Genomic DNA, 13,118 nt, shown 5'->3' with positions numbered 1-13,118 from the left:
ACGGTCATTCCTCGGATTTCGGTTTTGTTCGTCCGACGCGCATTGCTCGGCCTTGGCCGAGAATGCCGCTTGGACGAAGGAGCAGGATGAGGCAGAGCCCAACCCCGATAGCAACGATCTGCAGCGATGAGGCGCGAGCCTGCTGTTCGGGCGGCACGAAGGCTGAAACGGCTGCCGCCGTCAGCGCCCACAGACCCCAGACCAGAATAGCACCAAGAATGGCACCGCGATTGTTGCCCGAGCCGCCAACGATCAGCATGGCCCAGACCTGGAAGGTCAAGATCGGCAGGTAGTTATCAGGTGCGATGAAGCCGATGAAATGGCCCTGGACCGCGCCGGCAAGTCCCATGATCGCGCCGCCGATTGTGAAGGCCTGCAGACGAAAGCGGATCGGCCGCTTGCCCAGCGCCTGAGCGGCCATCTCGTCCTCGCGAATGGCCCGCAAAACGCGCCCCCAGGGGCTTTTTGCCAGATGCTCAAGCCCCAGATACAGCGCCAGCACGACACAGGTCGTCAGTGCCAGATTGGCCAGGCTGAAGGCGAGCGGGTCGGAGGCGAGGCTGCCGAAGGGGCGAGGGATGAAGCCGATGCCGAAAGCACCGCCGGTAACTGGCTGGATGTTCAGTACGCAAAGCTGCACGGAAACGGCAACGCCGAATGTGGCAATCGCGAGATAGTCCGATCGCAATCTGATTGTCAGCGCCCCGACCAGCCAGGCTGCGATGCCCGCCGCTAGCGCAGCACCCAGCCAGCCGATGGCGATCGGCAGGTCGAATCCACCGAAGCGATCGGGGGTTTCGGGCGTCGTCAGGAGTGCCGAAACATAGGCGCCAATCGCAACGAAGGCTGCGATACCGACATTGAAAAGGCCGGTCTGGCCCCATTGGACATTGAGCCCGAGGCACATGATCGAATAGGTCAGCCCCATTGTCAGGAAAAAGGCGCCGTAGGCGAGGATATCGATGTTCATGCAGCCCTCCCGAACAGGCCGCGCGGGCGAACAAGGAGAACGACGACGAGGATGACGAAGGAGACGGCGGCGCGCCATTCGGCGCCGACAAGTTGCACGGCAAGCGATTCCGACAGGCCGACGATCAGGCCGGCAAGCATCGCGCCTGGCACGCTACCTATCCCCCCGAGGATCGCCGCGGCAAACAGCGGTAGAAGCAGGTCATGGCCGAGATACGGCCGGATCTGCACCAGAAGTCCGGTCATGATACCGGCAATGCAGGCAAGGGCCGCACCGAGGAACCAGACGACACGGATCACCCGACGGACATCGACGCCTGCGATGCCGGCAAGAGCCGGGTTCTCGCTGACGGCCCGCATCGAGCGCCCGATATTCGTCCTTGTCATCAGCACATGGATGGCGACTACTGCGATGAGGCTGAGACCGAGCGACAAAAGCTGGTCCGGCGTGGCACGCAATCCGCCGCCAAGTTTGACGGCGATCTGCAGCGCTTTGGAGTAATATGCCGGTTTGGAGGTGAAGATGAACTCGAGCAGGCTGCGTAGCGCCAGCGATGCACCGAAACTGGCCATGACGGGGATGATGATGGCACTGCCGCGCCGACGCAGGCGACCAAACAGCAGTGCGTCAACCGCAAGTGCCAAAAGGCCGGTGAGAAGAATGGCGAAAATCGCGGCGATCGGCAAAGACCAGCCAAACGAAAAGGGTGCGATCGGCTTCACAAGTGTCGTCGACAGCATGCCGAGCGCACCGCTGATCGCCATCGCGATATAGGCACCCCAGGAGAGAAGTTCGCCATGGGCGAAGTTGGCGAAGCGCAGGATCGAGTAGGTGAGGGTGACGCCGATCGCGCCGAGCCCGATCATGGCGCCCGCCACCAGACCGTCCATCAGAAATTGCGGGTTCATGACTGTCCGGCCCCTTTGGAATGATCCCCCGCGTGCGCGGTGCCGAGATATAGTTTTGCAACAATCGGATCATCGAGCAGCGAGGCCGCGACACCCTCGTGGCGGATCTGGCCCTCGACCAGGATGATCGCACGGCTGGCGATCTTGATGGCCGCCTTCACATTCTGCTCGACGAGAATAACCGTCACGCCCGTGGCGTTAATCTGTGCCAGCATGTCGAAAACTTCCGAGACGATCTTGGGCGATAGCCCGGCCGACGGCTCATCGAGAATGATGACCGGGGGATCGACGATCAGGGCCCTTGCGACCGCCAGCATCTGGCGCTGACCGCCTGAAAGAGCGCCGGCCAGTCGAGAGGGCGCAGTCGCAAGATCGGGAAAGCGTTCGTACAGTGCCCTAATCCTGTCCCCCCTTAGGGGCTTTGGCAAAACCGCTGCGGAAAGTTGCAGGTTTTCGTGAATGCTCATCGTCGCGAAGATGTTTTCGGTCTGCGGGACAAAGGCAAGGCCTTGCGTGATCTTGCCGTGAGCGGGAACGCCGGTGATGTCCCGGCCTGAAAGCGCCACGCTGCCGCTATGGACCGGCACGACACCAGCGATCGCCTTGACGAAAGTTGACTTGCCAGCGCCGTTCGGGCCGAGAAGAACCAGAAGCTCGCCTTTTGCAACGGATAGATCGACGCCGCGCACGATCGGCAGGTCCGGCTCATAGCCGGCCACGAGCGCGCGGGTCTCGAGTGCAGGGATGCTGCTCACGCCGCACCTCCCAGATACGCTTCGATCACGGCTGGGTTCCTTGCAACCTCTTCCGGTGTGCCCTCGGCAAGCGGTCGACCGAGCGCCATGGCCACGACGCGCGAGCAAAGGCGCGCGACCATGTCCATATTGTGCTCGATCAACAAGATCGACTTGCCTTGCGCGTTCAGTGTGATCACCCGCTCCATAATGGTTTCCAGGAGCGCCGGATTGACGCCGGCAGCCGGTTCATCGAGCAGGATCGCCCGCGGATCGGCCATCAGTATGCGAGCCAGTTCGAGCAGCTTGCGCTGGCCACCGGAGAGGACCTTGGCCGGCTGATTTTCGAGGTGCGAAAGCGTGACGAATTCCAGGAGCGTCCGGGCTTTGTCCACCGCGGCCTTTTCCTGCCGACGGACGAAGCCTGGGCGCAGGAAATTTGCAAATAGCCGTTCACCGTGCTGCGACTGCGCACCGGCAAGCACGTTTTCGAGCACGCTCATCTCCAGGAACGGGCGCGGGATCTGGAAGGTGCGACCTACCCCGGTTGCGATGCGTTTTTCCGGACTGTCTTGCGACACATCGCGGCCGGCAATCCATATCTCGCCGGAGGTCGGCTTGAGTGAACCGGCAATCAGGTTGAAAAGCGTTGTTTTGCCAGCGCCATTTGGACCGATCAGCCCAACCATCTCGGAAGGGCCGAGCCTCAGCGACATCTCGGCGACAGCGGTCATGCCCTGGAACCGCTTGACCAGATTGCGGGCCTCAATGACCGCTGCCGGGGAGGCGAGCGCATTTTGGACCGTATCGGTTGGGGACTTGGGCATCGGCGAAGAAAGGCTCTTGATTTGATGAATGATGTTTGATCAAACTTTACCAGCTGATGAAAAGCAACCGGAAAAACGGACTTGGCGGCTGGAATGCGGGAGAAGTGGATGGCGGATCATGCACGACAGCCGCGAGAGCGCGGTGATAGCTCCACCATGCGGGACGTGCTGTCGCCGGTTGGCCGCGAAACGCTACATGATCGGGTTTATAATGAGCTCCGCCGCTCGCTGATCAACGGCATGTTCGACGCTGGCGATGTTTTGCGTATCGTCGATCTCGCCGAGCGCCTGCAGACAAGCACGATGCCAGTTCGCGAGGCGCTGGGCCGGCTTGTCTCGGAACAAGCGCTCGAAGCGCTTCCGAACCGTTCGGTGCGTGTGCCGCTGATTACCCGCGAGCGGCTCGACGACCTAGCAAGGGCGCGCATCCTCATCGAAGGGCAGATGGTGGTTCTCGCCCTGCCTAATCTGACGGCAGACGATTTTGCCATCCTCAAGAAGGTTAACCTCGATTGCGACGCAGCCTTCGAGCGACATGGCAAAGATATCGGCCAGGTCACCTCCGAGCTCAACCAGCGTTTCCATTTCCATATCTACGAAGCCGCCGGCTCAGCAGTGATGATTCCGATCGTCGAGAGTCTCTGGCTCCAATCAGGCGCGATCATCCGCAAGGCTGCCCATATACATGACGAACATGGCGGGCTGGCCGCGACCGACCATCACTGGGCACTGATCGAGGCGCTGGAACGGCGTGATCCGACTGCCGCCCTGCAATCGCTTTCCAACGATATCAGCCGTTCTTTCGACCTGATCCGTGGACGACTGGATCAAGACGAGGGCCTCGCGAGACAGGTGGACAATGACTAAGCGCGACGACGGTTTCGATCTTTTCGACTTGCGCGTCGATGTGATCATTCCCCAAGGCGGAGCCGTCTATTGTGGGGCAAAGCCCGGCGATTATTTTGAGTTGCGTGGGGAAATGCTGCATCTGCCGCCGGGGCAGGGGATCTCGATCTACTCCCTGTCGTCCGTCCTGCCCCTTCTCGCCGCCAAACAGCGCCCGACGCATGCGAATGACTGGATGACGACCGATGCTGATATCGCCTGTCCCGATCCGAATTGCTCGAGCCGGCTGAGGATCACCCGCACGGGCATCCGACGCTTCAGCCATGCCGAGACCACCGCGGTTCCCTTGAACCCTCCATTGAATGAGAAATAGGCAAGACGACATGCAACGCATCACTATCGCGCCCGACTACGAGATATCCCGTGTCATCCGCGGCGGCTGGCAGATGGCCGGCGGGCACGGACCGATCGATGCGGAAACGGCAGTGGAGGATATGGTAGCGTTCGCAGATGCCGGCATCACCACGTTCGATTGCGCTGACATCTACACCGGCGTCGAGGATCTGATCGGCCGTTTCCGGCTGCGCTATGCGGACCTGCGTGGGCAGGAAGCCCTGTCGAAAATCCGCGTCCACACCAAGTTCGTGCCTGATCTCACCGTTCTGCCGACGATCAGTAAAGCCTATGTGGAGGGTGTTATCGACACGTCCCGCAAAAGGCTCAATCTCGACCGTCTGGACCTCGTGCAGTTCCACTGGTGGGCCTATGATATCCCCGGCTGGCTTGACACCGCTGTCTGGCTGAAGGAGTTGCAGCAGGCCGGCAAGATCGACAAGGTAAGCGGTACCAATTTCGACGTTGCCCATATCGAGGCAATCATCGGTGCAGGCGTCCCCATCGCCTCGCTGCAGCTGCAATATTCGCTACTCGACCGTCGCCCGGAAAAGCGGATGGTAAAGCTTGCGGCCGAAAGCAATTTCGCGCTTTTCTGCTACGGCACGGTGGCCGGCGGGTTCCTTGGCGACCGTTGGCTCGGCAAGCTGGAACCGGAGCATCCGCTCGAAAACCGCTCGCTGACCAAATACAAGCTGATTATCGACGATTTTGGCGGCTGGGATCTTTTCCAGACCCTGCTTTCGACGCTTCGCAGGATTGCCGACCGGCATCAGGTGGATATCGCAACCGTTGCCAGTGCCGCGATGCTGACACGGCCTGGCGTGGCTGCGGTGATCGTCGGCGCCCGCAACCGAGATCATCTCAAATCCAATCTGGCGATTGCCGATATCCGGCTGACGGATGCCGACCGTGCCGAGATCGACGGCGTCCTTTCCGAGGCAAGACAGCTCGAAGGCGATGTTTACACGCTGGAGCGCGACCGGGAGGGGCGCCACGGCAGCATCATGAAATACAATCTCAACAAAGGGGAACAACGATGAGAAAATCACTTCTGCTTTCTGCGATGGTCGCCGGCCTTGCAGCATCCACCGTCTCGAGTTTTGCGGCCGAGTGTGACATCACTGTCGGCCTCGTCATGGAACTGACAGGCCCTGCAGGCGAATATGGCCAGGCCGGCGCGAAGTCGGTCGCCATGGCGTTCAAGGATTTCAATGACGCCGGTGGTGTCGGCGGGTGCAAGATCGTCGCCGATACACGCGATAGCCAGAGCCAGGGCAATATCGCCGTCGATCAGGCGACCCAGTTGGTGAATATCAAGAAAGTGCCGGTCATCATCGGCGGCATCATCTCGTCGGTGTCGATCCCGATCCTGACCTCCGTCACTGCCCCGGCCGGTGTCGTGCAAGTTTCGCCCGCCTCGTCCTCGCCAACGCTGACAGCACTCGGCCGCGATGGCAAGACCAACGGCGTTTTCTTCCGCACCATCACGTCCGATGCCCTGCAGGGCACAGCTGCAGCCAAATTCGCAATGGATCAGGGGCTGAAAAAGATCGCCATCATCAACGTTAACAACGACTTCGGCGTCAACATGGTGAAGGAGTTCACCACGGCCTACCAGAAGCTCGGCGGCACTATTACCTCGACCACGCCCTATAACGAAAAGCAGTCGAGCTATGCATCGGAAGCCAGTGCTGCCATGGCAGGCGAGCCGGATGCACTCTACCTCGTCAGCACGCCGGTGGACGGCGCAACGATCGCTCGCGCATGGGTTTCGGGTGGCGGCGCCCAAACCTTCCTCTTGAACGACGGCATGAACTCGAAGGACTTTATCGAGAGCGTGGGCGCGCAATATCTCGAAAATGCCTACGGCACCTCTTCGGGCACCAGCCCGACCGCGTCGACCGAATATTTCAACGCCAATTACTCGGCTTTTTCCGGCGGTATCTCACCGTCTGCGCCCGCCGCTGACCGATCCTACGACGCAGGTGCGATCGTGGCGCTTGCCATCGCCAAGGCAGGAAAGCCGGATGCTGCTGCGATCAAGGCAGCCATGCCTGAAGTCGTTGCAGAAGGCGGCACGCCGATCCACGCGGGCAAAGCCGAATTCGAAAAGGCACTCGGCCTCATCAAGGCAGGAAAGCCAATCAAGTACGAAGGTGTCATTGGTCCGGTGAGCTTCGACCAGTATGGCGACATCACCGGCCCGTTCCGTCTGTGGAAGATTGCCAATGGCGAGGTCACCACGGTCGGTGAAATGAGCGCCGAGGATGTCGGCAAGATCAAGGCTGGCCAATAACGCAAAAGACCCGGCATGAGTTATTGACTTATGCCGGGTCGTCCATCTCGCTGCCGCTGTTTCTCATGCTCGTCGCAAGGTGACGGGCGCAGACCAAAACGATCGACCGAGTGCCGATCGCATGGGCAGGGGTGAAAGCTATTTCTCCGCAAGCGACCTCAGATAGATTGATAGGAGCTGCGTCTGCGAGGAAATGCCAAGCTTTCTATAAACATTGCGCCGGTGCACCTTCACGGTCCCCGTAGAGATCGCAAGCTTTATGCCGATCGATTCCGACGAGTGCCCCTGAAGAACGAGATCGACAATCGCCGTCTCGCGGCTCGTCAGGCTGAGATCGCGCCAAACGATATCCGTCGGCGGAATATTGCCCGGCTTACCCCTTGAACGGCGGCTCTTGTCGCCAGCTCTCAGCTGTGCATCAAAACGCGGCGCAAGCCTTGCCCAATAGTGCTTCACCATGCGTGCGACCAATGGCTGGGTCTTTTTCAGCAACGTGAACTCTGCGGGAGTGAACGATCCGGTCTTTTCGATGCGCATCAGCGAAAGCACGACAGTAATGTCATCGTCGGTCTGGACAAAAAAACCGACCTCCTCCGCCAATCCCGTCTTGATGTAATAGGTACGGTAATACTCGCTTGAGAAAAACCTGTCCGGGGCCAATTCCCGCATGCGGAAAACGTCCTGACGGCGCTCCCGCGCAGTATGATAGAAAGGATCGAGCAGGTAGGGCCCAGCCTGATAAAGTGTGACGAACACCACATGTTCCTCAGGGCTGAAGGTGCTGTAGAGATCGATCGGCCGCTCGTTACCCCGATAGGCGAAGACAACGACGTGATCGAACCGCACCAACGCCGCCAACATTTGGCGAATAGTTTCGCCAATCTCCATATCGGCCATCGCAGGTCGGCCAATCATCGTACCGAAGGCGCCAAACAGCGCTTCCAGGTCAGTGCTCATCTGGCAGGCTCCTTTGCGCCACGATAGTCCCGATCGATATATACCTTCCACGAAGCATCATTCGTCAAAATACCCCTCTCGGGGTATATACCTCGCCAGAAGCTCCGGCTTACTCTTTCCTCAACGACGGTGGCAATAGGGCGACGAAGATCGCCAATTCCAAACCAACCGCAGGGAACAGACGTGGCATCCGCTTCGACGAACGACATCGAATTCCGTTCGGTCACCAAGAACTATGGCGCCGTGACCGCCGTAACGGACATCAATCTGAATGTGCCAAAGGGCGCCTTCCTCGCGCTGCTCGGTCCTTCCGGCTGCGGAAAGACAACTTGCCTGAGGATGATCGGCGGCTTCGAACAGCCGAGCGAGGGCACAGTTTTGATCGACGGCCGCGAGATGAATGGCGTTCCAGCGTATCGGCGCCCCGTGAACATGGTGTTCCAGCACTATGCACTCTTCCCGCATTTCAATGTCGAGCAGAACGTCGCTTACGGACTGAAGCAGATGCGCCCGAGAATCGAGGCGCGCGAGATCGACCGCCGGGTAGCAGAGGCGTTGGAGATGGTCCGCCTCAACGGCTTCGCCAAGCGCCGCATCCACGAAATGTCGGGCGGTCAGCAGCAACGCGTGGCGCTCGCCCGAGCTATTGTCAACCGCCCGTCCGTACTCCTGCTCGACGAGCCGCTCGCTGCGCTGGATAAGAAGCTGCGTTCCGCCATGCAAATAGAGCTGCAGACCCTGCAGCGCGAACTTGGCATTACCTTCGTGCTCGTCACCCACGACCAGGAAGAGGCACTGTCAATGGCCGACGTCGTCTGCGTCATGAGCGCCGGGCGCATCCGCCAGCTTGGTTCGCCGCAGGAAGTCTACGACCGTCCGGCCGATCTCTTCGTCGCCGATTTCGTCGGTAAGACAAACCGGATCGCCGCAACCGTAGAGGCCGATGGTACGACCCTGCGAGTGGCCGACGGTTCGGCGATCGCGTCGGCCAAGCGGCTGGCCCCGGGCACGGCGATTGCCGCACTGCGTCCCGAGGCAATCCATCTGACGCGCGGTCAGGCAACCACCGGCGCAGCGTTCAAGGGAACAGTGACGCACCGCATCTTCCTCGGCTCGTCGGCCGAATATGCGGTCAACGTTCCCGGTCTCGGCGATTTCCTGATCACCGCCGACCGCCGCAGCATGAACGAGACCGAACTCGTAGAGCCGGGCGAGGAGGTGTTCCTCGGCTTCGACCCCAAAGCCATCCATGTCTTTCCAGCATCGAATGCATAAACCAAAACAAGGGAACAGCATCATGAGCAAGGATTATAAGGACAATCTGCCAATCTCTGCCGAAGGCTTCATGGACGAGTTCATGCGCCTGAAGCGCGGCTCCATCAGCCGTCGACATTTCCTCGGCATCACCGGTCTCGGCCTCGCGACCGCCGTGATGGCGCGCTTCCCCGGCGCGCTGTCGACGCCAGCCTATGCCGCCGGCGAGCTCGGTACGCAAATGTCGATCGCCACCTGGCCGAACTATCACGATCCGGCAACCTTCGAGAATTTCAAGGCCGCGACCGGCGTTGCCGTCGAGGTCAATGTCTTCGGCTCGAACGAGGAAATGCTGGCGAAGCTGCAGGCCGGGGCTTCCGGCTGGTCGCTCTACGTGCCGACCAACTATACCATCTCGACCTATCACAAACTCGGCCTGATCGACGAACTCGACCTTTCCAAGCTGCCGAATTTCAGCCAGGCGACTGAAAGCCCGCGTTTCACCAAAGAGGGCCAGATCGACGGCAAGACCTACGCCGTGCCGAAGAACTGGGGCACGACCGGCTTCTCGGTCAACACCACGAAGATCAAGACCAAGCTTTCAAGCTGGAAGGACTTTTTCGAGATCGCCCAGACCGAAGGCGACGGCCGCACGATGGTCCACGACTACCAGTTGACGACGATCGGCAGCGCGCTGGTCTCGCTCGGCTACGACTTCAACTCGATCAAGGCCGACGAACTCGCCAAAGCCGAGGAGCTTTTGATCAAGGTCAAGCCGCATCTCTTCGCCATCAATTCCGACTACCAGCCGTCAATGCGCTCCACCGATGCGTGGCTGACCATGTGCTGGACCAATGACGGCGCGCAGCTGAACCGCGACATGCCGGAGCTTGCCTATGTGCTCGGCACCGATGGCGGCGAGATCTGGACTGACTATTACGCCATCCCGAAGGATGCGCCGAACAAGGCCGCCGCCTACGCGCTGCTCAACTACCTCATGGATCCGCAGAACGCCGTGAAGGAGCATATCGCCAACGGCGCGCCGACCACCGACAGCCGTGTCATTGCGCTGCTGCCGAAGGAGGTCACCACCAACAAGATCGTCTATCCGGATGAAGCCGCATTGACGCCGTTGGAATTCGGCGCCGCCGTGACCCTCACCGATCCCGGCCGTGCCGAGCTTATGGCGCGCTTCAAGTCGGCCTGATCGCTCATTAGCCGTTCCGGTCTCCGCATTTGGCGGGGGCCGGACCGCCTCACGGACTTTCGGAAAAGAAGACGCATGCCCCTGACCCTTGCCACGAAACGGCGCCTCGTCACTGCTGCCCTTGTCGGGCCGGCCAGCATCTGGCTGTTCGTCTTCCTGGTGCTTCCCTTCATCGCCATCATCATCTTCGCCTTCGGCGAACGGGCGCCGGAGGGCGGCTACCAGGCGGCATTCACCTTTGCGCAGTTCGCCAATCTGGGCTCCAGGTCCGCCGCTTTCGTCAATACGCTGATCCTGGCACCGATCGGTGCTGCAGCCTGTCTACTGGTCGCCTATCCGGTTGCCTATTATCTGGCGGTCAAGGCAAGTCCGAAGCGGCGTCTGCTGCTGGTCTCGCTTGTCGTCGTTCCCTTCTGGACAAGCCTTCTCGTGCGCACCTATGCCTGGATGTACCTGCTCGGCGCCCGCGGTATCCCCCATCTTCTGGAATTCTTCGGCATCGAGAATGTCAGACTGATCAATACACCCGGGGCCGTGCTTTTGGGGATCGTCTATGGCTACCTGCCGCTCATGATCATGCCGATCTATGTCAGTCTTGAGAAACTCGACCAGCGCCTTTTGGAGGCGTCCGCCGATCTCGGCGCCAAGCCGGTCTCGACGTTCTTCGGCATTACTCTGCCACTGTCGCTGCCCGGTGTGATGACCGGAGTGGCGCTTGTGACGATCCTGCTGCTCGGCGAGTATCTGATCCCGCAGTTGCTCGGCGGCGGCAAGGTGTTCTTCATTGGCAATGCACTGGTCGATCTCTTCCTGCAATCGCGTAACTGGCCGTTCGGCTCGGCGATTGCGGTGACGCTGGTCGCAGTCGTCGTCATCATCCTGCTGGTCGCCATGCGCATCGCCTGGCGCGTCGCCGGCACGCGTCAGGTGGATCTCGTCTGATGCGCGCGCTGGTTACCTTCGTCTATCTCTTTCTCTACACGCCAATCGCACTGGTCGTGTTGTTTTCCTTCAACTCTGGGCGCAATGCCAGCGAGTTTGTGGGCTTCTCGACGCAGTGGTACGGGCGGGCACTCTCCAACACATTCCTGATGGATGCTTTGCAGAACAGCCTGATCATCGCCTTTACCAGCGCGGCACTGGCCGCGATCTTCGGGACGATGGCGGCCATCGGCATGGAGCGGCTGAGTGCCAGGATGCGCGCTCTTTTCGACGGGCTGTTCGCTGCTGCCATCGTGGTACCGGGCGTCGTCATCGGCATCGCGACGCTGGTGGCACTGGTCGAGGTCTTCGGTTTTATCAACCCAGCCATCGCCGCGATCTGGCCGGGCGATCAGCCGCCGAGGTTGGCACTTGGATACGGATCGATCATCGCGGCCCATGGGCTCTTCACCATGGCGCTGGTGACGATGATCGTCAAAGCGCGCATCGCCAGCCTCGGACGTGACATCGTTGAGGCATCGAGCGATCTCTATGCGACGCCGCTCACGACCTTCCGGCAGATCGTGCTACCGCAGATCATGCCGTCCATTCTCGCCGGCTTTCTGCTCGCGTTCACCTTCTCCTTCGACGATTTCATCATTGCCTTCTTCGTCGCCGGATCGAACACAACGCTGCCGATCTACGTCTTCGCTTCGATCCGCCGCGGCGTGACGCCGGAAATAAATGCGATCGCGACGATGGTCTTGATCGCATCACTCGTCCTCATTCTCATCGCGCGCTTCCTGATGCGCGAAAAGACAACGACAAACTGACCGGGGAGATGTCATGATACTCAAGGATCGCGTTGCAATCATCACCGGGGCGGGCTCGGGTATTGGCCGGGCAGGTGCACTGATCATGGCGCGCGAGGGTGCCCATATTGTCGTCGCGGACACTAATCTCGCCAATGCAGAAGAAACGGTTCGCCAGATCGTCGAGACGGGAGGGAGTGCCGAAAGCCTTCCGGTCGACGTCACCGACGACAAAGCGCTGGAAAATGGCATTTTGTCTGTCGCGGCACGATGTGGACGCATCGATATTCTGCACAATCACGCAGGAGCACAGGTCGCTGGCGACCTGGAGGAAGTGCCTGTGGAAGGGTTCGAAAAGTCGTGGAGCCTCAATGTCCGGGCGCATTTCATGGCGTCGCGCTTTGTCATGCCCATCATGAAAAACGCAGGAAAGGGCGTGATCCTCAATACCTCTTCGTCTTCAGGTGTGCTCTACGACCGCGAGATGATTGCCTATACGACGACCAAGCACGCAGTCATCGCTATGACCCGGCAGATGGCCGGCGACTATGCGAGGTTCGGCGTTCGCGTCAATGCACTCTGCCCCGGTTGGGTCGATACGCCGTTCAATGAGCCATTCATAGCCCAGATGGGCGGGCGCGCTGCGATCGAGGACTATATCGCAAAAAAGGTTCCGCTCGGGCGTTGGGCAAACGTTTCCGAAATCGCCGAACCTATCCTCTTTCTTGTTTCAGACCGGTCTTCCTATATGACTGGACAAATCCTCGTGGTCGATGGCGGCGAAACAATCGTCTAAACTCGAGTTTTAGGCGCAGGCTATCAATACTGCGCCGGATTTGCAGCCCTTTGGATGCACGACGGAGCAAAGCCGATCGGTGTTCGGTAGCGCGTGCCACCTACGTCACCAAGGGCTAGGGTCCGACATTCGGTACCTGCTAGGCAAAGCGACCGCAGTTGACCAGAGAGGCTGCCCACTACAGGGTTCTGCTG

General features: G+C 60.1%; 14 protein-coding genes. 9 read left to right on the top strand and 5 right to left on the bottom strand.

Annotated features, from left to right (window positions below):
- Positions 1-4: 4 nt before the first annotated feature.
- From JNB88_RS31545 to JNB88_RS31530, 4 genes are read right to left on the bottom strand one after another with little or no spacing between them, the layout of a single operon-like run.
- Positions 5-970 carry a branched-chain amino acid ABC transporter permease gene (locus JNB88_RS31545; protein ID WP_220358907.1) on the bottom strand — a complete coding sequence of 322 codons (966 nt, stop codon included), beginning with the start codon at positions 968-970 and terminating at the stop codon, positions 5-7.
- Positions 967-1,878: a branched-chain amino acid ABC transporter permease gene (locus JNB88_RS31540; RefSeq protein ID WP_220358906.1), complete on the bottom strand. Its 912-nt coding sequence runs from the start codon at positions 1,876-1,878 to the stop codon at positions 967-969. The genes JNB88_RS31545 and JNB88_RS31540 overlap by 4 nt, the downstream gene beginning before the upstream one ends.
- Positions 1,875-2,633, bottom strand: a complete 759-nt coding sequence (locus JNB88_RS31535) for an ABC transporter ATP-binding protein (RefSeq protein ID WP_338111066.1) — start codon at positions 2,631-2,633, stop codon at positions 1,875-1,877. Before JNB88_RS31535 ends, JNB88_RS31540 begins: the two co-directional genes overlap by 4 nt.
- Positions 2,630-3,439: an ABC transporter ATP-binding protein gene (locus JNB88_RS31530; RefSeq protein WP_220358905.1), complete on the bottom strand. Its 810-nt coding sequence runs from the start codon at positions 3,437-3,439 to the stop codon at positions 2,630-2,632. The genes JNB88_RS31535 and JNB88_RS31530 overlap by 4 nt, the downstream gene beginning before the upstream one ends.
- A 108-nt stretch (positions 3,440-3,547) precedes the next feature.
- On the opposite strand from JNB88_RS31530, the gene JNB88_RS31525 reads away from it, so the two are divergent.
- The 4 genes from JNB88_RS31525 to JNB88_RS31510 are packed head-to-tail and all read left to right on the top strand — an operon-like array spanning position 3,548 to position 6,977.
- Positions 3,548-4,306 (top strand): GntR family transcriptional regulator, encoded by a 759-nt coding sequence (locus JNB88_RS31525; protein WP_051977203.1) that lies wholly within the window; start codon positions 3,548-3,550, stop codon positions 4,304-4,306.
- On the top strand, positions 4,299-4,658 hold the full coding sequence (locus JNB88_RS31520; RefSeq protein ID WP_220358904.1) for a TIGR04076 family protein: 360 nt from the start codon (positions 4,299-4,301) through the stop codon (positions 4,656-4,658). The genes JNB88_RS31525 and JNB88_RS31520 overlap by 8 nt, the downstream gene beginning before the upstream one ends.
- A gap of 10 nt (positions 4,659-4,668) precedes the next feature.
- Positions 4,669-5,721: an aldo/keto reductase gene (locus JNB88_RS31515; RefSeq protein WP_220358903.1), complete on the top strand. Its 1,053-nt coding sequence runs from the start codon at positions 4,669-4,671 to the stop codon at positions 5,719-5,721.
- A gap of 23 nt (positions 5,722-5,744) precedes the next feature.
- The gene (locus JNB88_RS31510) at positions 5,745-6,977 is read left to right on the top strand and encodes an ABC transporter substrate-binding protein (RefSeq protein ID WP_420832237.1); all 1,233 of its coding nucleotides are present in this window, start codon (positions 5,745-5,747) and stop codon (positions 6,975-6,977) included.
- 138 nt (positions 6,978-7,115) lie between these two features.
- On the opposite strand, the gene JNB88_RS31505 is transcribed toward JNB88_RS31510, so the two are convergent.
- Positions 7,116-7,934 carry a helix-turn-helix transcriptional regulator gene (locus tag JNB88_RS31505; RefSeq protein ID WP_037137520.1) on the bottom strand — a complete coding sequence of 273 codons (819 nt, stop codon included), beginning with the start codon at positions 7,932-7,934 and terminating at the stop codon, positions 7,116-7,118.
- A gap of 183 nt (positions 7,935-8,117) precedes the next feature.
- Between JNB88_RS31505 and JNB88_RS31500 the strand changes: the two genes are divergently transcribed.
- From JNB88_RS31500 to JNB88_RS31480, 5 genes are all read left to right on the top strand, one after another.
- Positions 8,118-9,209 (top strand): ABC transporter ATP-binding protein, encoded by a 1,092-nt coding sequence (locus JNB88_RS31500; protein ID WP_220358901.1) that lies wholly within the window; start codon positions 8,118-8,120, stop codon positions 9,207-9,209.
- 22 nt (positions 9,210-9,231) lie between these two features.
- Entirely contained in the window at positions 9,232-10,395 is a 1,164-nt protein-coding gene (locus JNB88_RS31495; protein ID WP_220358900.1) for a polyamine ABC transporter substrate-binding protein, read from the top strand.
- 75 nt (positions 10,396-10,470) lie between these two features.
- Positions 10,471-11,337, top strand: a complete 867-nt coding sequence (locus JNB88_RS31490) for an ABC transporter permease (RefSeq protein WP_037137526.1) — start codon at positions 10,471-10,473, stop codon at positions 11,335-11,337.
- Positions 11,337-12,149, top strand: coding sequence for an ABC transporter permease (locus tag JNB88_RS31485; protein WP_220358899.1), 813 nt, complete (start codon positions 11,337-11,339; stop codon positions 12,147-12,149). Before JNB88_RS31490 ends, JNB88_RS31485 begins: the two co-directional genes overlap by 1 nt.
- A gap of 13 nt (positions 12,150-12,162) precedes the next feature.
- Complete coding sequence (locus JNB88_RS31480; RefSeq protein ID WP_220358898.1) at positions 12,163-12,924, top strand: SDR family NAD(P)-dependent oxidoreductase; 762 nt, start codon at positions 12,163-12,165, stop codon at positions 12,922-12,924.
- The last annotated feature ends 194 nt before the right edge of the window (positions 12,925-13,118 follow it).

The organism is Rhizobium cauense, assembly GCF_019511525.1.
GTDB lineage: Bacteria > Pseudomonadota > Alphaproteobacteria > Rhizobiales > Rhizobiaceae > Rhizobium > Rhizobium cauense.
Note: the sequence above shows the minus strand (reverse complement) of the source record. Positions and strands in the feature narration are given on the sequence as shown.

What these genes read in the sequence shown, in the direction of transcription:
- JNB88_RS31530 (WP_220358905.1), bottom strand. Translation starts at nt 3,439, where the DNA reads ATGCCCAAGTCCCCAACCGATACGGTCCAAAATGCGCTCGCCTCCCCG.
- JNB88_RS31505 (WP_037137520.1), bottom strand. Translation starts at nt 7,934, where the DNA reads ATGAGCACTGACCTGGAAGCGCTGTTTGGCGCCTTCGGTACGATGATT.
- JNB88_RS31540 (WP_220358906.1), bottom strand. Translation starts at nt 1,878, where the DNA reads ATGAACCCGCAATTTCTGATGGACGGTCTGGTGGCGGGCGCCATGATC.
- JNB88_RS31510 (WP_420832237.1), top strand. Translation starts at nt 5,745, where the DNA reads ATGGTCGCCGGCCTTGCAGCATCCACCGTCTCGAGTTTTGCGGCCGAG.
- JNB88_RS31495 (WP_220358900.1), top strand. Translation starts at nt 9,232, where the DNA reads ATGAGCAAGGATTATAAGGACAATCTGCCAATCTCTGCCGAAGGCTTC.
- JNB88_RS31545 (WP_220358907.1), bottom strand. Translation starts at nt 970, where the DNA reads ATGAACATCGATATCCTCGCCTACGGCGCCTTTTTCCTGACAATGGGG.
- JNB88_RS31520 (WP_220358904.1), top strand. Translation starts at nt 4,299, where the DNA reads ATGACTAAGCGCGACGACGGTTTCGATCTTTTCGACTTGCGCGTCGAT.
- JNB88_RS31515 (WP_220358903.1), top strand. Translation starts at nt 4,669, where the DNA reads ATGCAACGCATCACTATCGCGCCCGACTACGAGATATCCCGTGTCATC.
- JNB88_RS31490 (WP_037137526.1), top strand. Translation starts at nt 10,471, where the DNA reads ATGCCCCTGACCCTTGCCACGAAACGGCGCCTCGTCACTGCTGCCCTT.
- JNB88_RS31525 (WP_051977203.1), top strand. Translation starts at nt 3,548, where the DNA reads ATGGCGGATCATGCACGACAGCCGCGAGAGCGCGGTGATAGCTCCACC.
- JNB88_RS31480 (WP_220358898.1), top strand. Translation starts at nt 12,163, where the DNA reads ATGATACTCAAGGATCGCGTTGCAATCATCACCGGGGCGGGCTCGGGT.
- JNB88_RS31485 (WP_220358899.1), top strand. Translation starts at nt 11,337, where the DNA reads ATGCGCGCGCTGGTTACCTTCGTCTATCTCTTTCTCTACACGCCAATC.